The following is a 19,320-nucleotide window of genomic DNA, read 5'->3' as shown; positions in this document are numbered from 1 at the left end:
CGGGCTCCGCCCGGGTCGCCGCCGACTCAGAACGGTTGCCAGTCTGAGGGCTGCCCGACGCGGCCGCGGACGCGGAACTCCCGCGCGTCGTCGTCGACGCGGGTCTCGACGACGGTCTCGAACGGCTCGTGGAGGGTGTGGACGACCTGTTCGTCGTGGGCGGTCGAGCCGAGGACGCCGACGAAGGGCCAGCCCTCGCCGGAGGTCTGGGAGGTCATCACACGGGTGAACTGGTAGATCCGCTCGGGGTCCCAGTACATCAGCAGCTGCGACAGCGAGTAGACGCCGACCGCGCGCTCGCGGCCGGCGGAGGACTCGACGACGTCGGTGAACTTGATCCCGATGTCGGTGAGGTTGCCGGCGCTGGCGACGTACTTCGTCGTCGGCGTGTCCTCCCGCTTGTCGCCCTGCTCGTGGGTGACGCAGTCGATGACGACCACGTCGTCGCCGCTCTCGCCCGTCAGTTCCTCGTAGTCGCCGCGGACCTTCTCCGCGGTCCGCCCCGTCGAGATCACGACCGGTCCGTCGGACCACGCCGCGAGCAGCCGGTTGAAGAGGTCGTACTTCCCGCTCATCGGGGGACCGCTGATGAGGACGCTGTCGGCACCGCGGACAGCGTCGGGAAGCACAGTCATTTGGTGAACGTGAGAGAGTGTTCGGTAAAACCCTTCCGAGGGATCACTTTCGGAGCATGGAGGGGAGGTCGAGCGAGGACGGCGGCCCCTCCCGCGGCCCGTCGGTGAGTGTCAGTTCGCGTATCGCACCGGGGAGCGCGGCGGGCACCGGTGACTCCCGCGGCGTCCCGACGCCGTCGACGAGGGAGCTCCACACCTCCTCGTCGTCCGGGTCGTCCCGCTCCGCCTTCGCTTCCAGCGCCTTCGTCCGCCCCTCGTCGTACGCCAACTCCACGATGCTCCGGTCGTAGCTTCCCGGGAACGCCTCCAGCACCCGGTTCAGCTCCCCGGGACGGGGGCTGTCAACCCCCGCCGCCACGCCCAGCGCGAAGGCGCGCTCCACCGCCTCCTCCCGCGAGAGGTCGTCCCACTCCGTGTCGAACGTGCGGTCGTACATCAGTGGGTCACCGTCGCCGCCGTGCCGACGCGCAGTCCGCCGTCGGTGAACTCCACGTCCTGAATGTCGGTGTCGACGTCCGTCCCCCGCATCTTCAGCACCTGAACTCCCCGGCGCATCCCCTCGTCTTCGAGGTAGTTGTGTATGAAGACGACGCCGTGCGCGAGGTAGTGCTCCTCCGAGTAGGCGCTCGGGTCGGTCATCTCCGAGATCAAAAGCGTCGTCGCGTCGGTCCGCTTCAGCGAGGAGAGCAGCTGGATCATCGTGTCCTCGTCGTCGTCCAAGAGGAACCGCAACAGCATCGTCGAGTCGAAGACGACCCGGTCGATGTCCCGGGAGTTGATGAACCCGGTGAGGCGGTTGGTGACGCCCGAGCGGTCGCGGCGGTCGCCGGGCAGCCCGAAGAAGCGCCGGCCGTCCGACGAGAAGGAGTCGAGGAACGTGACGCGGTCGGAGTCGAGCGCGCGGTCGAACCCGAAGTCGTAGCCGCTCATGTCCTCGCGGATCCCCGCCTTGGTCTCGTGCATGCTGATGTATAGCACGTCCTCGCCGTTCCGGGCGCCCTGGGCCGCGAACTGCGAACAGAAGGTCGTTTTCCCGCTCCCGGGCGGACCGCTCACTACGTACAGGCGGTCCTCGGGGAACCCGCCGTCGACGAGTTCGTCGAACCCCGGGACGCCGCTTGAGACGCGCATACGTAGGAGACACGTCGGGCGGCTGATAAGCGTTGGCACCCGGTTCTCACGGGTGAGAACTGATCGGCGGACGGCGGGCGCCCGTCGGCTTCGGGTCGCGCCGGGACTCGTCCGCTCCGAGCCGCGGCGGGGCCCGTCGACCGGGTTACGCCTCCGCGGCCTCGACGTCGTCGAGGTCCGCCGCGGACTCGTCGTCGACGTCGGGCGAGACCCACACGACGAACCGGTCGTCGGACTTGACGATGCCGCGGACGCCCTCGTCCTCGACGGTGGTGCTCTGGTCGACGTCCTCGGCCGCGACGTCGCGGACCTGGAACACCTCGTCGACCATCCAGCCGACCGTGCCGCCCTCGTCTATCTCGTCGTCGTCGAAGACGACGATCCGCTCGCGCGGGCCGTCCTCGTCGATGTCGAACAGCGTCTTCGGGTCGACGATCGTCGTCGTCCGGCCGCGCAAGTCCATCACGCCCTCGACGTGGTCCGGCGAGTTGGGGATCCGCGTCAGCTCGCCGGCGTCGACGATCTCGTCGATGACGCCGATGTCCAGACAGTACGTGCCGTCGCCTAACCCGAACTCCAGTACCTTCGTCGGTTCGGCGTCCGCCTCTGTGGCTGCCATGCCCGTGGGTGTGGTGAACCGACAAATAATCGTGTCCCCTGAATTATCAGGGGTGATTACTGGGTCCGTGGATTTATGCTGATTCTGGGTCCGGTGTGGAACATGAGCAGGACGACGGATCGGCGCGGCGGTCGGGACGGGTCGCCGCGGGTGGTGATCGTCGACGACTCCCCGTTCATGCGGGGCTTGATAAGCGACCTCCTGAGCGACGCCGGGGTCGCGGTCGTCGGCGAGGCGGGGGACGGAGAAGAGGCGCTCTCGGTGGTCGCCGAGACGCGTCCCGACGTCGTGACGATGGACGTCGAGATGCCCGGCATGGGGGGGCTCGAAGCCGTCGAGCGGCTGATGGAGGAGACGCCGACGCCGGTGTTGATGCTGTCGGCGCACACAGACGAGGGGGCGGAGGTCACGTTCGAGGCGCTCGACCGCGGCGCGGTCGACTTCTTCGCGAAGCCCGGCGGCGAGGTGTCGACCGGCGTCTCCCGGGAGTCCGACCGGCTGGTCGAGGCGGTGCGCTCGGTCGCGGAGGCCGACCTCGAGGCCGCGACGCGCGAGCGCGACGACCCGAGTTCCGCGGCGTCGAGCCCGAGCGGATCGGGACCCGACGCGGACGCGGCCGACGTCGACGGCCCGATGACCGTGGTGATCGCGGCCTCGACCGGCGGCCCGAACGCGGTCGAGCGCGTGCTGTCGGCGCTGCCGATGGCGGACTGCCGCGTGGTGATCGTCCAGCACATGCCGGAGGCGTTCACCTCGCGGTTCGCGGACCGGCTCGACGCCGCCTCCGCGTATGACGTGCGCGAGGCCGGCGACGGCGCGCGGATCGGCGCCGGCGAGGCCTTGGTCGCCCGCGGCGGCAGCCACACGCTGATCGACAGCTACCGGGCCGGGCGACTGCGGGTCAAGCTCGACGAGGACGACGGCTCTCATACGGTCACCCCCGCGGCCGACGTGACGATGCGCTCCGCGGCGGAGGTGATCGACGACCCGCTCGTCGGCGTCGTGTTGACCGGGATGGGGTCGGACGCGGCGGAGGGGATCCGCGCGATGGCCGACGCCGGGGCGCGGACGCTGGCGCAGAGCGAGGACACCTGCGTCATCTACGGGATGCCCAAGCGCGCGGTCGAGACGGGCGGGATCGACGCGGTGTACGACCTCGACGACGTCGCCGGCGCGATAGTGGGGGGTGAGGCCTGATGGACTCCCACCGCGCCGCGTTCGTCGCGGAGGCCGAAGACGGGATCACCGATCTCAACAACGCGCTGCTCGCCCTCGAGGCCGACCCCGAGGACGCCGAGGCGATGGACGACGTGTTCCGCGTCGCCCACACCCTGAAGGGGAACGCCGCGGCGATGGGGTACGAGGACGTCTCCGACTTCGGGCACGCGCTCGAAGACCTGCTGGACGCGGTCCGGCAGGGCGACCGCGAGGTGACCCCCGAGCTGATGGACCTCCTCTTCGAGGGGGTCGACACTGTCGAGGCGATGGTCGACGAGATAGCCGAGACCGGCGAGGTGTCGACTGACCCCTCCGACCTCGAGTCCCGCCTGCGCGAGATGGAGGAGCACGGGACCGTCGGCGGTGGAGACGGCGATGACGGCGACGGCGACGCGGACGGCGACGCGGACGCGGCCGACGAACCCGCCGCGGAGGCCGACGGCGAGGGCGACGCGGACGGCGACGGCGGGGACGACGCGCCCGACGTCTCGGTGCCGGAGTCGCCCGCGGACGCGGCCGACCTGCCCGACCCGGTCGCGTACGCCGACGTGACGATCGGTGACGCCCAGATGCCGGGCGTCGACGCGGCGCTCGTGCTTCAGGCGATCGACGAGCAGTTCGACGGGCACGCGACCGAGCCCGCTCCCGAGGCGTTAGAGGACGGCGAGTACGACGAGCGCTTCGACGCGTTCGTCGGCGGCGCCGACCCCGGAGTCGTCGAGGAGGGGCTCCGGGCGCTCACGCAGGTCGAGGCGGTCACCGCCGTCGCGGTCGACGGTTCGGGCGACGCCGACGCGAGTTCCGAACCGAGCAGCGCCGACGCGGAACGGAGCGACGCCGACGCGGAACAGAGCGACGCCGACGCCGCCTCGGCCGAAGCCGCCGCCGAGGACGCGGCGGAGGCGGTCGAGGAGTCCGCGGAGACGGCGACAGGCGACGAGACCGAGGACGAGGCGGACGGCGACGATTCGGCCGAGACCGAGTCGTCGCCCTCCGGAGGCGCCGACCCCAAGTCCGGCGCCGACCCCAACGGCGCCGACCCCAAGTCCGGCGCCGACCCCAACGGCGCCGACCCCAAGTCCGGCGCCGACCCCAACGGCGCCGACTCCAAGTCCGGCGACGAGATCAAGTCGATCCGCGTCGACGTCGATCAGGTCGACGAGCTGTACGGGCTGGTCGAGCAGCTGGTGACGAGCCGGATCAAGCTCCGCCGCGAGATAGAGGGGACGGACGCGGAGTCCGACGCCTTAGACGAACTGGACAAGCTCGCCTCCAGCCTCCAAGACACCGCGATGGACATGCGGCTCATCCCGTTCTCGCAGGTGTCCGACTCGTTCCCGCGGCTCGTCCGCGACATCTCGCGGGACCTCGACAAGCGGATCGACTTCGAGATAGAGGGCGATGACGTGGAACTCGACCGGACGATCCTCACGGAGATGCGCGACCCGCTCGTGCACGTCCTGCGGAACGCGGTCGATCACGGGATCGAGCCGCCCGAGGAGCGCGAGGCGGCCGGGAAGGACCCGACCGGGCACGTCGAACTCACCGCCGAGCGCGAGCGCGACCACGTGATCATCGAGGTCTCGGACGACGGCGGTGGACTCGACCCCGACCAGCTCCGCGACAAGGCGGTCGACGAGGGCGTCAAGAGCCGCGAGGCGGTCGAGGCGATGGAGGACGACGAGGTGTACGACCTCGTGTTCCACCCCGGTTTCTCCACCGCGGAGGAGGTCACGGACGTCTCCGGCCGCGGCGTCGGGATGGACGTGGTCCGGACGACCGCGCGCGACCTCGACGGCTCCGTCTCGATCGAGAGCGAGCCGGGCGAGGGGAGCACCGTCCGCTTCCGGCTCCCCGTCACCGTCGCCATCGTGAAGGTGATGTTCGTCGACGTCGGCGGCACGGAGTACGGCATTCCGATCAAATCGATCGCGGAGGTCGCCCGCGCCGACGACGTTGAGGAGGTCCACGGCGACGAGGTCGTCAGACACGAGGACGACCTCTACCCCGTCGTCCGGCTGAACGAGCGGCTCGGAGAGATCGATCCGGCCGCGGCCGACGCGTCCGCGGCCGAAGCCGCCGCCGAGGAGACCGCCGCCGCCGACGGCGGCGTCGCGGTCGACGACGAGGCTCCCGCCGCCGGGCCCGAGGGCGTCGGGTCCGCCGACGCCGGGCCGGGGACCGACGGCGGCGCCGCGGGCGGGACGGACCAGGGGATGCTCGTCCGGATCCGCGAGGAGACCCGACAGGTCGCGCTCCATTGCGACGCGGTGCTCGACCAGGAGGAGGTGGTGGTGAAACCGCTCGACGGCCCGCTCTCGGGGACGCCCGGCCTCAGCGGCACGGCCGTCCTCGGTGACGGGGACGTCGTGGCCGTGCTCGACGTGGTGAGCCTATGAGCGGGTCGGCGGACGACGAGACGCCGTTCGAGGGCGTGCTCCGGCAGATCGACGACACGGTCCCGTTCGAGCCGGGGTACTACAACGAGTCGTACCTCGACCGCCGGATCACGGCCCGGATGCGCCGGCGCGACACCGAGTCGCACGCCGAGTACGAGCGCATCCTCCGCGAGGACGCGGAGGAGCGGCAGGCGCTGATGGACGCGCTCACGATCAACGTGACGGAGTTCTTCCGCAATCCGGAGATGTGGGACGTGCTCCGCGACGTGTTACGGGAGCGCACCGCGGACCAGCGGCGCGTCAGGGTGTGGTCGGCGCCGTCGGCGGACGGCCGCGAGCCGTACTCGGTCGCGATGTTAGCCTGCGACGACCCCGAGATAGACGAGTCGCGCGTCGAGGTGCTCGGCTCCGACATCAGCGAGGAGGCGCTCGACAACGCCCGCGAGGGCGTCTACCACACGACGCGGACCACCGACATCGCGGAGGAACTGGAGCCGCTCTCCGACCCCGAACGCTACGTCGAGCGCGAGGAGGACACGTTCAGCGTGCGCCCGGTCGTCAAGCGGCTCGTCGACTTCGAGACCCACGACCTGATCCGGGACGGCGCCCGCGACCCGTTCGACGTGGTGTTGTGCCGGAACCTGCTGATCTACATCGACGTCGACCACAAGGCGGCCCTGTTCGACACGCTGGAGGCGTCGCTCGCGGAGGACGGCGTCCTCGTGTTGGGGATGACCGAGAGCGTCCCCCCGAACCGGAGCGACCGCTACGAACCGATCGACAAGCGACGGCGGGTGTTCGGGAGGCGCTGATGTCGCTGTACCAGCACGCCCGGGACGGGAACGCGGAGCGCCTCCGGGACGCGCTCGGCAGCGACAGCGCGGCCGTCCGGCGCCGCGCCGCGGAGTTCCTCGGTGAGATAGGCGAGGAGAGCGACCAGCCGACGGTCGACGGGCTGCTCCGCGCCGCGACGACCGACGACGACCCCGAGGTCCGCGGCGCGGCGGTCGACGCGCTCGACGAGATCGGTGAGGCGGCGCTCCAACAGCTCCTCGAGGAGCTTACCGGCGGCGGCAGCGACTCCGAGGCCGAGTGGGTCACGGCGCGAAAGTTCGCGCGCGCGCTGGAGGCCGACCGGCCGGAGCTCCGGATGGCCGCGGCGAACGCGCTCGGACGGCTCGACGACGCGAGCGGCCTCCAGCCGCTTGTCGGCGCGCTGGACGACGAGGACGCCCGGGTCCGGCTCCGGGCGGCGCAGGCCTGCGGGACCTTCGCGGACGCGCGGGCCGTGCCGGGGCTGCGCGAGCGGCTCGGTGACGACGACGACTCGCGCGTGCGCCGCGCGGCGGCGAACGCGCTGGGAGCGATCGGGACCGACGAGGCGCTGTCGCCGCTGCTGGACCTGCTCGACGACGGCGACGAGTCGATCCGTCGGATCGCGGCCGGCGCGCTCGGGAAGGCGAGCAACCCGGAGCCGGTCGAGCCGCTCGCGCGGGCGCTCGGAGACGAGAGCGCCGTCGTCCGCAACGCGGCGGTGTACTCGGTGATAGAACTGCTGTCGAACGTGCCGACCCAGCAGAGCCACGCGGTCCGCGACCAGGTCGTCTCGGAGCTGAAGGCGGCGGACGACGCGACCGTCGTCGAGCCGCTCGTCGAGATCCTCACCGACGGTCAGCAGTCCCGTCAGCGGCGGAACGCGGCGTGGATCCTCGGCCGGGTGGCCGACCCGGACACGTCGACGGCGGTGGAGGCGCTCGCGGACGCGCTCGCGGACGAGGACCCCCAGACCGCGCAGTTCGCGGCCACGAGCCTCAAGAGCCTCGGCGGGCCGGTCGTCGAGGACCGCCTGCTCGACAAGCTGGGTCCCGAGCATCCCGAGGACGCCCGCGCGAAGGCGGTGTTCGTCCTCGGGCAGATCGGCGGGCAGGAGACGCTCAACCGGCTCGAAGAGTACGCCGACGACGACAGTCAGGCCGTCAGAAAGCGCGTGTTCTCGGCCGTCTCGAAGCTCCGCGCGGGGGGGACCTAAATGGCGCAGCAGGGAGACGAGTACAAGGTCACCGACACGCAGGCGAAGTTCGCGGTCGCCGTCCGCGAGGGCCGGAAGGTGAGCGACGTCTCGTGGACGCCCGGACGGGTCCTCCTCTCGAACCGGCGACTGATCCTCGCCGGCAACGACGGGAAGCGGACCGTCCCGCTGTCGCGGCTGGAGCGGCTCGGCGGCCGCCACGACGCGAACCAGACGGTCGCGCGCGTCTCCAACTACGTGAGCTTCGACCTGGGCGAGCAGGTGCTGCTCGTCGCCGCCAAGGACCACGAGTCGTTCGAGCGCGACGTCTACCGCGCGCTGCTCGACCAGAAGACCGTGATGGCGAAACACCCCGCGATCGAGGGGGGCGTCGTCCAGGACACGGAGTGGGAGCAGGCCCGCGTGAAGATAGACGAGAACGGGCTCAACGCCGCCTTGGAGCGCGGCGCGTTCGTGAAGTTCGACCTCGACGACATCAGCGGCCTCGACGCCGCGAAGCGCACGGTCAACGGCGACAAAAAGCCCGTCATCGAGGTGTCACACACCGACGACGAGGGGACGAGCATCGAGACGCACGTCGCGGGCGACCCGAGCCGGATGCGATTCGTCGAGTCGTGGCTGCGCAAGGGCGAGGAGCGGTCGTCGACGAACGTCGACCTCTCCAGCCGCGACCGCGAGGTGCTGATGGCGCTGTACTCCGGCGTCTCGCCGTTCGAGATCCCCTCCTTCCTCGGGATGGACGTCGACGACGTCGAGGAGACGTTCGAGCGGCTCGTCGACCTCGAAGTGGTCGAGGAGGTTCGCATCCGACGGGAGGTCGCGCTCAACTCCCGCGGGCGCAACATCGCCAGCGAGGCGATGAACGAGCAGTAGCGGCGCTCCCCTCCCCCGGGCGACGACTCAACGCCGCCGTCGTCGCCGCGTCGAATCACGCTTAAGTCGGTGCCGCGCCGAGTCCGTCCATGAGCTACGAGGCGGTGCTTTTCGACCTCGACAACACGCTGTACCCGTACGCCCCCTGTAACGAGGCGGGGAAGCGGGCCGCGCTCGACGCCCTCCGCGAGCGCGGGCACGAACTCGACCGCGCGGCGTTCGACGACCTGTACGAGACCGGTCGGCGGGAGACGAAGCGCGAGACGCGGACCACCGCCGCCTCCCACGACCGGCACGTCTACTTCAAGCGCGGGCTGTACCGGCACGCGGGCGAGTCCGACGCCGCGGGCGCGCTGGCGGCCGGCGACGCCTACTGGGACGGGTTCCTCGACGCCATGTCGCTCTGTGACGGCGTCGAGCGCGTCTTCGACGCCCTCTCGGCCGCGGGGACCGACGTCGCGGTCGTGACCAACCTCACGACGCGGATCCAGCTTCGCAAGCTCGTGGCGCTCGGGGTCGACGACCGGATCGACCTCCTCGTCACCTCCGAGGAGGTCGGCCGCGAGAAGCCGAGCGCGCTCCCGTTCACGACCGCGCTCGCCGAGCTGGACCGCCGGCCGAGCGAGGCGCTGGCGGTCGGCGACAACCCCGAGACGGACGTCGCCGGCGCGAACGCGGTCGGTCTCGACACCGCCCTCTTCGTCGCCGACGGCGACGCGCCCGCCGACGCGGACCTCTCGGCGCGCCAGCGCCCCGACCGTCGGCTCGACGCGCTCGCCGACCTGACGGAGGTGGCGGCGTGACCCGCGACGACGACGGGAGCGACGCTGATCCGGGCGACGCCGACCCCGACGCGGACCCGGACCTCCTCCGGGAGGCGCGCGAGGCGGTCGTCGAGTACGCGCCCGCGCTCGCGGACCTGACGCCCGGCCGGACCGGGAACCTGAGCGTCCGCGACGGCGACGCCGTGGCGGTCACACCCACCGGCGTCCCCTACGACTCCTTCGACGCGGCGGACGTGCCCGTGGTCTCCCTGGAGGGCGAGCGGCTGGCCGGGCGGATGGCGCCGTCGAGCGAGGTGCCGATGCACACGGGGATCTACAAACACGACCGGCCGGGCGCGATCGTTCACACCCACTCGCCGTGGGCGACGACGATGGCGACCCTTCATCGGAAGCTCCCGCCGATCCACTACATGATCGCCGCCGTGGGCCGTGAGGTCCCGCTGGCCGACTACGCGCCGTACGGCACCGAGGAGCTGGCCGCGAACGTCGTCGCCGCGATGGCCGAGGCGGACTCCGACGCCGCAATCTTAGCGAACCACGGGCTCGTGGTGACCGGCCCCGACGTCGAGACGGCGGTCGAGAACACCCGCCACGTCGAGGACATCTGCCGGCTCTACCTGCGCGCGTCCGCCGTGGGCGAGCCGCACGTCCTCACCGACGAGCAGATGGCGACCGTCGAGGAGCGCTTCGAGAGCTACGGGCAGCAGCCGGACGACGGCGAGTAGTCGCCCGCTCGACCGCCCAGCGGAGAGCCGGTTTTATAAATAGCGGGGCGGGTTACGGGATCGGTATGACAGACACGGAGCCGGCGCCGGCGGTCAGCGAGACCGCCGAGTCGATCGCCACGATGGAGATCCGCGGCGCGGCGACCATCGCCTCCGCGGCCGCCGAGGCGCTCGCCGATCAGGCGGAGGCGGCAGCCGATGCGGACGCGACCGCGAGCGACCCCGCGGCGTTCCGCGCGTCGATGCGGGCGGCCGCGCGAGACCTCCGCGAGACGCGCCCGACCGCGGTGTCGCTTCCGAACGCCCTCCGGTACGTCCTCCAGCGGATGGAAGGCGACTCGGTCGACCGGCTCCGCCGGAGCGTCGTCGACGCGAGCGAGGCGTTCGTCGAACAGCTCGACCGGGCGCAGGAGGACCTCGGGCAGGTCGGCGCGAACCGCCTCGCGGACGGCGACACGGTGATGACCCACTGCCACTCCACGGACGCCCTGGCGTGTATCGAGGCGGCAGTCGAGCAGGGGAAGTCGATCTCGGCGGTCGTCAAGGAGACGCGGCCGCGACAGCAGGGCCACATCACGGCCGAGGCGCTCCGCGAGATGGGCGTCCCGGTCACGCTCATCGTCGACTCCGCGGCGCGGCGCTACCTCGACGAGGTCGACCACGTCGTCGTCGGGGCCGACTCCATCGCGGCGGACGGCGGCGTGATCAACAAGATCGGCACCTCGGGACTCGCGGTCAACGCCCGCGAGCGCGGCGTCCCGATCATGACCGCGGCCCAGACGATCAAGCTCCACCCGGAGACCCTGACGGGCCACACCGTCGAGATCGAGATGCGCGACGAGGCCGAGGTGATCGCCCCCGACGCCCGCGAGGAGATCGGCGAGATAGAAGTCGAGAACCCCGCGTTCGACGTGACGCCGCCGCGGTACATGGACGCGATCGTCACCGAGCACGGCCAGTTCCCCCCCGAGAGCATCGTGGCGCTGATGCGGGAGCTGTTCGGTGAGGGCGCCGCCGAGCCGTGGGCCGAACAATGAGCGGGCGCGACGACGGCGCGGTCGACGGATCTCCGACCGACGACGGCGAGGGGCGCGACCTCGACCCCGACGCCGAGGACGGCGACGGCGTTGACAACTGGGACGAGACGGTCGCGGAGTGGGACCGCGAGGTGGACGAGTGGGAGGGCGACGCGCCGGACGACATCGACGGCGGCGACGGGACCGGAGCCGCCGACGGAGGCGGCGAGGGCGATCCGAACGGCGTCGACGGAGGCGGCGAGGGCGGTCCGGACGGCGTCGACGGAGGCGGCGAGGGCGGTCCGGACGGCGTCGACCCCGCGGTCGACCGCGACCCCGACCTGAACCCGGACGACGCCGACCGCGTGCCGAAGGTCGTCTCGGCCGGCCACATCAACTGGGACGTGACAATCCACGTCGACCGCCTGCCCGAGCCGGACGGGGAGACGCGGATCGAGCGGCTCGAACAGTCCGGCGGCGGCAGCGCCGCGAACGTCGCCGTCGGACTCGTCGACCTCGGCGGCCAGTCGGTCGTCTACGGCAGCGTCGGCGGCGACGAGTCGGGCGCGTTAGCCCTCCGCGAACTCGCCAGCGCCGGCGTCGACCCCGGGCAGGTGCTCGTCGACGCCGACGAGCCGACCTCGGTGAAGTACGTCATCGTCGACGGCGGCGGCGAACTGCTCATGCTCGCGAACGACGGCGCCAACGAGTCCTTCTCCGCGGCCGGGCTCGACCGCGACACGCTCGCGGCCGCCGACCACCTCCACCTCACCGGACAACAGCCCGAGACCGCGGCGGCCCTCGCGACCGCGGCCGCGGAGGCGGGCGCGACGCGGAGCTTCGACCCCGGTCGCCGGGTCGCTGACCGCGAGTTCGACGCCGCGCTCCACGCGAGCGACGTGCTCTTCCTCAACGACCGCGAGGCCGACGCGCTCGCGGCCGAGACCGACGTCGACCCGTGGGAGCCGGACGACCGCGTCGTCGCGATCAAGCTCGGCGACGAGGGCGCGACGGTCCGCACCCCGCACGGCAGCGTCTCGCACCCCGGGTTCGACGCCGACCCCGTCGACACGACCGGCGCGGGCGACGCCTTCGCGGCCGGGTTCCTCGCCGCCGCGCTGCGGGAGCCGGAGATAACCGGCGACGGGTTCTCGCACGACCCGCGCGACTATCAGGTGCCGATCCTCGTCGGCAACGCCTGCGGCGCCGTCGCGACCGAGTCGGTGACCGCGCGCACCGACCTCTCGTGGGACCGCGTCCGCGAGCGGATGGGCGACTCGCCCGAGACGGACCTCCTCATCGAAGTTCGGGCGTGACGCGCCGTCGAGCCACTACGAGTCGGAGGCCCAGTCGGAATCGCGCACCGTCCCCGCCTCGCCCCAGCCGTCGGTGACTGAGAGCCGCGCCGCGCCGGGGAGCGGATCGCTCGTGACGCGGAGCAGCGCGGCCGAGTAGGTGACCGCCTCGCCGCAGGCGACGTCCTCGCTTTCCGCCCCCTGAACCGTCGCGTCCGTGACGAGGGTCCCGTCCTCGACGCCGACCCCGTCGAACGATACCTCGTCGTGACAGGTGGTCGGGCCGACCGACTCGACGTAGCAGACGACCGACTCGGAGAAGTCCGTCTCCTCGACGAAGGCTCGGGCCTCCTCCGGCGCCTCGGCGCTCGGCCACGCGCCGTCGCCGTCCCCCTCGGTGATCAGCACGCAGAAGCCGCGCCGCTCGGTCCGGTCCCACGCCGGTCCCGAGAGGGCTGACCCGACCTGTCGGACGGCCGTCGTCACCTCGCCCGCGGCGCCGTCGCCGTCGGCGCCGTCTCCCCCGTCGGTGTCGTTCCCGTCGCCCCCGTCGGCGCCGTCGCTTCCGTCTCCGCCCGAACCGGAGTCGCCGGTCCCGGTACACCCCGCGAGCGCGGCGGCGCTGCCGGCGGCGATGGCGTAGAGGGCCGTCCGTCGCGTGAACTCGGTCATACCTCCCGGTACGCGGTCGATACATAAGGGCTTCGTGTAAACGCAAACACGTGTCTGACCCATCCCGGCGGGCGGTCTCGCCGCGCTCGGGGTCGCGATCCGTCTACGCCGGCGGCGCGAACAGCGCCCCGATCCCCTCGTCGTCGAGGTCGGCCGCGAGGCCGAGCGCGAGCGCGACGCGCGCCTTCGCGGCCGGGAGGTCGGCGGCGAACGTCGCCCCGTGATCCGCGAGCGTGACGGCGCCGCCCGCCGTCCCGTACACCGGTTCCGTTGGTCCCGCGGGCGGGCGCCCGGCGACGACGACCGGCACGGACTCGACCGCCTCGCCGACCGCGTCCCCGAGGGCCCCGGTGACGTTCCCGAGACCGGTCCCCTCGACGACGACGCCGCCGACGCCCGCGTCGAGCGCGCGTTCGAGCGCGCCGGCGCCGACGCCGGTCCCCGAGTGGACCACCGGGACCTCGGGCACGCGCTCGGCGCCGTCGATAGCGTCCGCGAGGGGGTCGACCGGGACGCCGCGCTCGGGCGCCCGGAGGAGCCGCGAGTCGGCGCGGGTGAACGTCGCGACCGGGCCCGCCCCCGGCGAGGTCGTCGTCGACAGCGCGTTGCTGTGGCCCTTCACGACGTCGCGGGCGGCGTGGACCTCGTCGTCGAACGCGACGTGGACGCCCGGCGCGAACCGGTCGTCAGCGGCCGCCCGAACCGCGAGCGCGAGGTTCGCCGGGGCGTCGCTTGAGGCCTCGTCGAGCCGGCGCTGCGCGCCCGTCACGACCACCGGCGCGTCGAGGTCGGTGAGGACGTCGAGCGCGAACGCGGTGTCCGCGAGCGTGTCCGTCCCGTGGGTGACGACGACGCCGTCGGCCGCCTCACCCGCGCCCGCGTCCGCGCTCGCCCCGACCGCGTCGCGCGCGGCCGTCGCGGTCGCGAGCACGTCCCGCCACCGGACGTCGAACCCGGGCCGTGAACACACCTCCCTCGTCGTCACCCGCGCGTGGTCGGAGACTGCCGGTACCGCTTCTACGAGGTCGTCGCCGGTCTTCTCCGGGGCCGCGCCGTCGTCGCTCGGCTCCGACGCGATGGTGCCGCCGCAGGCGACGACCGCCACAAGCGGTCGGCCGCCGTCGGCGTGCGCGGCGGAACGGTCCCGGTCCGGCCGGTCGTCGCGTCGGTCGCCGCGGTCGGTCTCGGTCATACTCTCACCTTACTCCCGACGGACAAAGCGGTTGGTGCCGCGGCAGCCGGCCGACGTCGCCCCGTCAGTTCGCGGCGGTCGTCCGCCCTCCGGATCGTCGGCTCGAAACCGCCGGATCGATCCGGAACCGCCCGATCGGCAGATCCCCAGAAACAAAGGGTTAGCGCGCGTTGTAAACTTTTAAAACGTTTCTGCGGCGGTTTTAAAACGACTCGACAGGTCGAGAAACGCCGTGAAATTCACCGAACCCTCGTCGGGGTATATGTGGTCCCCCGTCGTACGGAGAGGTGTCCATGTCAACCCCCGCTCCCACGCAGATCGCCTCCGGCGAACGGCTCGCCGGGCTGATGACCGGCACCGTCAAGGCGGCCGCCTTCTGGGCGGCCATCGCCATCCCGACCTCCTACCCCGTCCTGCTGTACTCGGGGCTAGACGGCGGCACCGGGCGGCTGTTCGTCGCCCTGCTGTTCGCGAACGCGCTGGCGCTGGCGCTCGGCCACGACCACAAGCGCTGACCGTCGACGCCAGCCCTCACCGAGGCCCGACCGAACCGCCCGTCCGAACGCCGACGCGACGCGTGGACACCGTCGCTTCGCCCTCCCGCCCTCCGTCTTTCCCGCTTTCCTCTCCCCTCCGTAGCGTTCCACTCTCGAAGCGCTTACCCCCGCTCCGGTCCGACTGCGGGTATGAGCGACGAGACTCGCGTCGAGTGGCGCGACTGGGGTCCCGAGGCGTTCGCCGAGGCTGACGAGCGCGACCGCCCGGTGCTGCTCTCGCTGTCCGCCACCTGGTGCGAGGGCTGTCACGAGATGGACGCGATCACCTACGCCGAGCCGCGGATCGCCGCCAACGTCAACGAGGGGTTCGTCCCCGTCCGCGTCGACGTCGACCGCCACCCGCGGGTACGCGAGCGGTACAACATGGGCGGGTTCCCGACGACCGCTTTCCTCACCCCGAGGGGAAGCTCTTGACCGGCGCGGGCTACCTCGACGTCGACGGGATGCGACAGGTGCTCGAATCGGTCCGACAGATGTGGGCCGACAAGGGCCGCGAGGGCGGGCGCGTCCCGCGCGCGCTCGACGCCGACCTGCCGCCCCGCGGCGAACTGCGAGATTGAGAGCCACCTGGCGGGCCAACTGGAGGCCAAGTACGACGGCGAGCACGCCGGCTGGGGCACCGACGCGAAGTTCCCGCTGCCACACACGGTCGAGTTCGCGCTGAAGCGCGACCGGAGCCGCGCGCTCCGGACGCTCGACGCGGTCCGCGACCACCTCGCGGACGACGTCGCGGGCGGGTTCTTCCGCTACGCCGGCACGCGCGACTGGGGGGACGTCGCCTACGAGAAGCCGCTCGACACGAACGCCGCGGTGACCCGCGCGTTCGCGAACGCCTTCCTCTACACCGGCGACGAGGCCTACCTCGACCCCGCGCTCGACGCCGTCGCCTTCCTCACCGACGACCTCTGGACCGGCTACGGCGTCGGCGGGAGTCTCGGGCCCGGGCTCGGCCGGGCGTACTACGCCGCGCCCGCCGAGGACCGCGCGGACCTCGACGAGCCGCGACGCGACCTGACCGTCTTCGCCGGCGGCAACGCGCTCGCCGCGGACGCGCTGCTCGCGGTCGCCGCCTACACCGACGACGAGCGCGCCCGCGAGTACGCGGGCCGGATCCTCGACGGGCTGGAACGCGACCTGATCGACGCCGAGAGCGGGGAAGTGACCCACTACCGCGGCAGCGACGACGCCGGCGAGTCCGACCTGCTGGAGGACGCCGCCCGCGTCGTCGGGGCGCACGTCCGCGCCGCCGGCGTGCGCGGCGAGGGCGCCGACGTCGCCCGCGCGGTCGCGGACCGGGCGATAGACCGGCTGCGGGTCGACGGCTCGTTCGTCGACGGCCCGCGGACGGGGGCGGGGCTGCTCGACCGGTCGTTCCGCCCGCTCGACGCCAACGTCGAGATGGCGACGTCGCTGCTGGACCTGGCGGCGCTCACCGGCGAGGACCGCTACCGCGAGGCGGCCCGGGAGACGGCCGAGGCGTTCGCGGGCGCGACCGAGCGGCTGAGCGTCCAGGTCGCGGGCTACGGGAGCCTCGCCGGCCGCCTCCGCCGCGGCACGACCGTCGTCGCGGTCGGGACCGAACCCGGGAGCGACCTCCACCGCGCCGCGTGGCGCATCGCCGACCACGAGAAGGTGATCGCGCCCAACGCCCACGAGGCGGACGCGCCCGCGCCGCGGACGGTCCCCGAGGGGACCGCGGTCGTCCTCGGGGACGACGGCGCATCCGAGCCGGCGGAAACGCCCGACGAGTTGATGAAGCGAGTCAGCGACGTGCTGGCCTGACCATCCGCGACGGACCGGACCGGTGCGTCGTCGGAGTCCGTTGAATCGTTCTCCGGACCGCGGGTCGACCCCGCCCCGTCGGTCCGGATCGTAAACCGGCGACGCGTTTATACGGGTGCCGCGGCATTCGCGGGTATGGCATCTCTCCGCGACCTGGGGCTCTCCGAGTACGAGGCCCGGGCGTACCGCGCGCTCCTCCGGACCGGGCCGACCACCGCGAAGGACCTCTCGCGCGCCAGCGAGGTCCCGATGGGTCGGATCTACGACGTGCTCAACAGCTTGGAGCAGCACAGTCTGGTCCGCAGTCAGGCCGCCAGCCGGCCGAAGAAGTACGTCGCGGTCGAGCCGGACGCCGCCCTCGACCGCCTGCTCGACGAGAAGAAGGCGGAGCTGCAGACGCAAGCCGAGCAGTACGAGTCCGTGGTCGACGAGCTCTCGACCGAACTCGACGCCGGCGAGCCGGTCGACGGGCAGTTCTGGACCGCGGCGGTCGGCGCCGAGGAGGCCACCGACCTCCTCTTAGAGCGGATCGCCGCCGCGGAGCGCCGGGTCGTCGTGGTCGCGGGCGCGCCCGCCACGGGGTTCGACCTCGGGACGATAGGCGAGCGCGTGACCGCCGAACTGGAGTCCGCGCTCGAACGCGGTGTGGAGATCCGGGTGCTGCTCTCGCCCGCGACGGTCGACGCGCTCCCGCGGAGCGTCGGCCGGCGGTACACCGCGGAGCTGGCCGAGGTGGACGGGTTCGAGGTCCGGACGTCGCCGGGCGTCGACGGGACGTTCAACGTGTTCGACGAAATCGAGGTGTGTATCGAGGTGCCGCACCCCCTGTCGGCCGACGAGCCGTTCGCGATGATCGACGTGAAGGACATCGAGTTCGCGACGAGCGTCAAAGACCAGTTCGAGCCGCGTTGGGCGGAGGCGGAGCCGTTAACGTTCGGATAAGCGACTGGCGTGTCTGTTTATAAACGGGAGTGCGGTAGCGCGTGCCGACGAGCGCCCGCAGGGCGCGAGTCGCACGCGCGAGGGACGCCGCGAGCGAAGCGAGCGGCGAGGTTGGGGAGGTGTGAGGTGCTGTGCGGAGCGGGGCGGGACTCAAAGGGGCAGTCGCGAGGGCGAAGGCGGCCGCAGCAAGCACCGCAGCGAACGGAGCGAGCGAGGAGCGCAGCAAGGCCCCCGAGTCCTCGCGGCTGGGGCTTTGGAGGCGTTCGCGGTCGATCCGGCGTTGAGTATTTATAATCGAGCAACCGGGAATTTGGCGGTTTTCACTACACCACTCCTGTCTACTTGTAAACAGCCGCCAGCAACGCTTGGACTCGCTTAGAAGCGCTCAACGGTCGCGACAGTACGCACCTATCGGTCGAGTTCGTTCCGCAGGTCGCCCAGCGTGACCTCGCGCTCCGCGTGGGCGTTGTGCTGGTGGATCGACTCGTCGTTCGACTGCTTCATGTGGACCACGGCGTCGTCGGAGAGGTGCGGGAACTCGTCGACGGCCCCCTCGGCCAGCGCCCGGACGCAGTCCTCGACGAACTTCGCGTCGGCGTGGGCCTCGTAGGTCATGTGGTCCTCGTCGGGGCGCTTCGCCATGTTGTAGATGCGCGCGCTCATCGAGTCGCGGGCGACGTCGATCACGTCTCGGAGGTCCACGTCGGGGTGGCCGTCGGTCGTGATCGTCAGCGTCGCGTGACCGCGCTGGGAGTGCCCCGGCTGCGGGACGGCGTCTAAGAACTCCTCGGTCGTCTCCTCGTCGACGCCGAGCTGGGCGAGCTTATCGCGGGCCCGCGACTCGCTCATCCCTGCGAGCAGGGGCAGACGGTCATCCCCGTCACTTCGGCGCCGATCTCCTCGCGGGTGCCGTCCGCCGTCGCCTCGGCGCTCGCGATGATCGTCGCCGTGCTCTGCGTCTCGATGTCGGACGCCGGCGTGTCCTCGCGGGTGACCAGCTCCGCCGTCATCGACACCTCGGCGGTGGTGGTGTGTCGTGCTTCTCTAAGAGTCGCTCGGCGGCGTCGCCGCAGACGTCCTCGACGCGGTACGCCTCCTCGCGGGTGATGTCCTCTAAGATCTCGTCGACGGTCGCGAGGTTCCGCGACATGTCGATCCCCTTGCGACCGCTCGGGAGGTCGACGAACACCTCGAACTCCGCCATGAGGACGATGGGTCGCTTGTCGCCGCGGGCCAGCTTGACGAGCTTCTCTACGCCGGTGACGCCGACCTGTGAGAGCCCGACGGTGACGTCGGGGGACGAGGCCTGTACGTCCGGCAACTGATGACTCATTACGAACATGATAGGGACACCCGGGATTAGCCCTTTCGGAAGGGAGGTGCGTCGGGTAGTCGCGCGCGTGCGTCCCGGCCGCGCACGACCGAGGCAGCGAGCGCTACCGCCGACCCG

At 71.8% G+C, this 19,320-nt stretch carries 17 protein-coding genes and 3 pseudogenes; 12 read left to right on the top strand and 8 right to left on the bottom strand.

Annotated features, from left to right (window positions below):
- Positions 1-26: 26 nt before the first annotated feature.
- The 4 genes from KI388_RS11180 to KI388_RS11165 all read right to left on the bottom strand — a co-directional run bounded on the left by KI388_RS11180 (position 27) and on the right by KI388_RS11165 (position 2,385).
- Positions 27-635 (bottom strand): hypothetical protein, encoded by a 609-nt coding sequence (locus KI388_RS11180; RefSeq protein WP_215086702.1) that lies wholly within the window; start codon positions 633-635, stop codon positions 27-29.
- A gap of 43 nt (positions 636-678) precedes the next feature.
- Positions 679-1,071, bottom strand: coding sequence for a hypothetical protein (locus KI388_RS11175; protein WP_215086701.1), 393 nt, complete (start codon positions 1,069-1,071; stop codon positions 679-681).
- Positions 1,071-1,766, bottom strand: coding sequence for an ATPase domain-containing protein (locus KI388_RS11170; RefSeq protein WP_215086700.1), 696 nt, complete (start codon positions 1,764-1,766; stop codon positions 1,071-1,073). The genes KI388_RS11175 and KI388_RS11170 overlap by 1 nt, the downstream gene beginning before the upstream one ends.
- 145 nt (positions 1,767-1,911) lie before the next feature.
- Positions 1,912-2,385: a chemotaxis protein CheW gene (locus KI388_RS11165; RefSeq protein ID WP_215086699.1), complete on the bottom strand. Its 474-nt coding sequence runs from the start codon at positions 2,383-2,385 to the stop codon at positions 1,912-1,914.
- A gap of 102 nt (positions 2,386-2,487) precedes the next feature.
- Here KI388_RS11165 and cheB point away from each other — a divergent pair, with 102 nt between their 5' ends.
- The 9 genes from cheB (at position 2,488) to KI388_RS11120 (ending at position 12,746) form a co-directional block, all read left to right on the top strand.
- A complete protein-coding gene (gene cheB / locus KI388_RS11160; RefSeq protein ID WP_215086698.1) occupies positions 2,488-3,582 on the top strand; it encodes a chemotaxis-specific protein-glutamate methyltransferase CheB in 1,095 nt (364 codons plus the stop codon).
- Positions 3,582-6,002 (top strand): chemotaxis protein CheA, encoded by a 2,421-nt coding sequence (locus KI388_RS11155; RefSeq protein WP_215086697.1) that lies wholly within the window; start codon positions 3,582-3,584, stop codon positions 6,000-6,002. Before cheB ends, KI388_RS11155 begins: the two co-directional genes overlap by 1 nt.
- The gene (locus tag KI388_RS11150) at positions 5,999-6,814 is read left to right on the top strand and encodes a protein-glutamate O-methyltransferase CheR (protein ID WP_215086696.1); all 816 of its coding nucleotides are present in this window, start codon (positions 5,999-6,001) and stop codon (positions 6,812-6,814) included. Before KI388_RS11155 ends, KI388_RS11150 begins: the two co-directional genes overlap by 4 nt.
- A complete protein-coding gene (locus KI388_RS11145; RefSeq protein ID WP_215086695.1) occupies positions 6,814-8,031 on the top strand; it encodes a HEAT repeat domain-containing protein in 1,218 nt (405 codons plus the stop codon). The genes KI388_RS11150 and KI388_RS11145 overlap by 1 nt, the downstream gene beginning before the upstream one ends.
- Positions 8,032-8,904, top strand: coding sequence for a CheF family chemotaxis protein (locus tag KI388_RS11140; RefSeq protein WP_215086694.1), 873 nt, complete (start codon positions 8,032-8,034; stop codon positions 8,902-8,904). It begins immediately after the preceding gene.
- An 89-nt stretch (positions 8,905-8,993) separates the two neighbouring features.
- Positions 8,994-9,707, top strand: a complete 714-nt coding sequence (locus KI388_RS11135; RefSeq protein WP_215086693.1) for an HAD-IA family hydrolase — start codon at positions 8,994-8,996, stop codon at positions 9,705-9,707.
- Entirely contained in the window at positions 9,704-10,414 is a 711-nt protein-coding gene (locus tag KI388_RS11130; RefSeq protein WP_215086692.1) for a class II aldolase/adducin family protein, read from the top strand. Before KI388_RS11135 ends, KI388_RS11130 begins: the two co-directional genes overlap by 4 nt.
- 65 nt (positions 10,415-10,479) lie before the next feature.
- Positions 10,480-11,451 carry a ribose 1,5-bisphosphate isomerase gene (locus tag KI388_RS11125; protein ID WP_215086691.1) on the top strand — a complete coding sequence of 324 codons (972 nt, stop codon included), beginning with the start codon at positions 10,480-10,482 and terminating at the stop codon, positions 11,449-11,451.
- Positions 11,448-12,746, top strand: a complete 1,299-nt coding sequence (locus KI388_RS11120; protein ID WP_215086690.1) for a PfkB family carbohydrate kinase — start codon at positions 11,448-11,450, stop codon at positions 12,744-12,746. The genes KI388_RS11125 and KI388_RS11120 overlap by 4 nt, the downstream gene beginning before the upstream one ends.
- Positions 12,747-12,785: 39 nt before the next feature.
- Here KI388_RS11120 and KI388_RS11115 read toward each other — a convergent pair.
- Positions 12,786-13,397: pseudogene (locus KI388_RS11115) on the bottom strand (hypothetical protein); the annotation flags it as partial.
- A 103-nt stretch (positions 13,398-13,500) separates the two neighbouring features.
- Entirely contained in the window at positions 13,501-14,589 is a 1,089-nt protein-coding gene (locus KI388_RS11110; protein ID WP_215086688.1) for an asparaginase domain-containing protein, read from the bottom strand.
- 293 nt (positions 14,590-14,882) lie between these two features.
- Between KI388_RS11110 and KI388_RS11105 the strand changes: the two genes are divergently transcribed.
- The 3 genes and pseudogenes from KI388_RS11105 (at position 14,883) to KI388_RS11095 (ending at position 17,870) form a co-directional block, all read left to right on the top strand.
- Entirely contained in the window at positions 14,883-15,104 is a 222-nt protein-coding gene (locus KI388_RS11105; RefSeq protein ID WP_215086687.1) for a hypothetical protein, read from the top strand.
- Between the two features lie 171 nt (positions 15,105-15,275).
- A pseudogene (locus KI388_RS11100) lies at positions 15,276-16,928 on the top strand (DUF255 domain-containing protein).
- 135 nt (positions 16,929-17,063) lie between these two features.
- Positions 17,064-17,870, top strand: a complete 807-nt coding sequence (locus tag KI388_RS11095; protein WP_215086686.1) for a TrmB family transcriptional regulator — start codon at positions 17,064-17,066, stop codon at positions 17,868-17,870.
- 408 nt (positions 17,871-18,278) lie between these two features.
- Here KI388_RS11095 and KI388_RS15385 read toward each other — a convergent pair whose 3' ends face one another.
- Together KI388_RS15385 and KI388_RS15380 are read right to left on the bottom strand one after the other, a co-directional pair.
- Positions 18,279-18,719 (bottom strand): GTP cyclohydrolase, FolE2/MptA family, encoded by a 441-nt coding sequence (locus KI388_RS15385; RefSeq protein ID WP_251133145.1) that lies wholly within the window; start codon positions 18,717-18,719, stop codon positions 18,279-18,281.
- Positions 18,716-19,203 (bottom strand): annotated as a pseudogene (locus tag KI388_RS15380) (GTP cyclohydrolase, FolE2/MptA family). The gene KI388_RS15385 and the pseudogene KI388_RS15380 overlap by 4 nt, the downstream one beginning before the upstream one ends.
- Positions 19,204-19,320: the final 117 nt, after the last annotated feature.

Origin of the sequence: Halorubrum sp. 2020YC2 (genome assembly GCF_018623055.1) — an archaeon.
Lineage (GTDB): Archaea > Halobacteriota > Halobacteria > Halobacteriales > Haloferacaceae > Halorubrum.
This window is presented reverse-complemented; position numbering and strand designations above follow the sequence as displayed.

Bases quoted from the DNA above. Each gene is read 5' to 3' on its own strand.
- KI388_RS11135 (WP_215086693.1), top strand. From the start codon at position 8,994: ATGAGCTACGAGGCGGTGCTTTTCGACCTCGACAACACGCTGTACCCG.
- KI388_RS11125 (WP_215086691.1), top strand. From the start codon at position 10,480: ATGACAGACACGGAGCCGGCGCCGGCGGTCAGCGAGACCGCCGAGTCG.
- KI388_RS11175 (WP_215086701.1), bottom strand. From the start codon at position 1,071: ATGTACGACCGCACGTTCGACACGGAGTGGGACGACCTCTCGCGGGAG.
- KI388_RS11145 (WP_215086695.1), top strand. From the start codon at position 6,814: ATGTCGCTGTACCAGCACGCCCGGGACGGGAACGCGGAGCGCCTCCGG.
- KI388_RS11150 (WP_215086696.1), top strand. From the start codon at position 5,999: ATGAGCGGGTCGGCGGACGACGAGACGCCGTTCGAGGGCGTGCTCCGG.
- KI388_RS11170 (WP_215086700.1), bottom strand. From the start codon at position 1,766: ATGCGCGTCTCAAGCGGCGTCCCGGGGTTCGACGAACTCGTCGACGGC.
- cheB (WP_215086698.1), top strand. From the start codon at position 2,488: ATGAGCAGGACGACGGATCGGCGCGGCGGTCGGGACGGGTCGCCGCGG.
- KI388_RS11140 (WP_215086694.1), top strand. From the start codon at position 8,032: ATGGCGCAGCAGGGAGACGAGTACAAGGTCACCGACACGCAGGCGAAG.
- KI388_RS15385 (WP_251133145.1), bottom strand. From the start codon at position 18,719: ATGAGCGAGTCGCGGGCCCGCGATAAGCTCGCCCAGCTCGGCGTCGAC.
- KI388_RS11165 (WP_215086699.1), bottom strand. From the start codon at position 2,385: ATGGCAGCCACAGAGGCGGACGCCGAACCGACGAAGGTACTGGAGTTC.
- KI388_RS11155 (WP_215086697.1), top strand. From the start codon at position 3,582: ATGGACTCCCACCGCGCCGCGTTCGTCGCGGAGGCCGAAGACGGGATC.
- KI388_RS11095 (WP_215086686.1), top strand. From the start codon at position 17,064: ATGGCATCTCTCCGCGACCTGGGGCTCTCCGAGTACGAGGCCCGGGCG.
- KI388_RS11110 (WP_215086688.1), bottom strand. From the start codon at position 14,589: ATGACCGAGACCGACCGCGGCGACCGACGCGACGACCGGCCGGACCGG.
- KI388_RS11180 (WP_215086702.1), bottom strand. From the start codon at position 635: ATGACTGTGCTTCCCGACGCTGTCCGCGGTGCCGACAGCGTCCTCATC.
- KI388_RS11105 (WP_215086687.1), top strand. From the start codon at position 14,883: ATGTCAACCCCCGCTCCCACGCAGATCGCCTCCGGCGAACGGCTCGCC.
- KI388_RS11120 (WP_215086690.1), top strand. From the start codon at position 11,448: ATGAGCGGGCGCGACGACGGCGCGGTCGACGGATCTCCGACCGACGAC.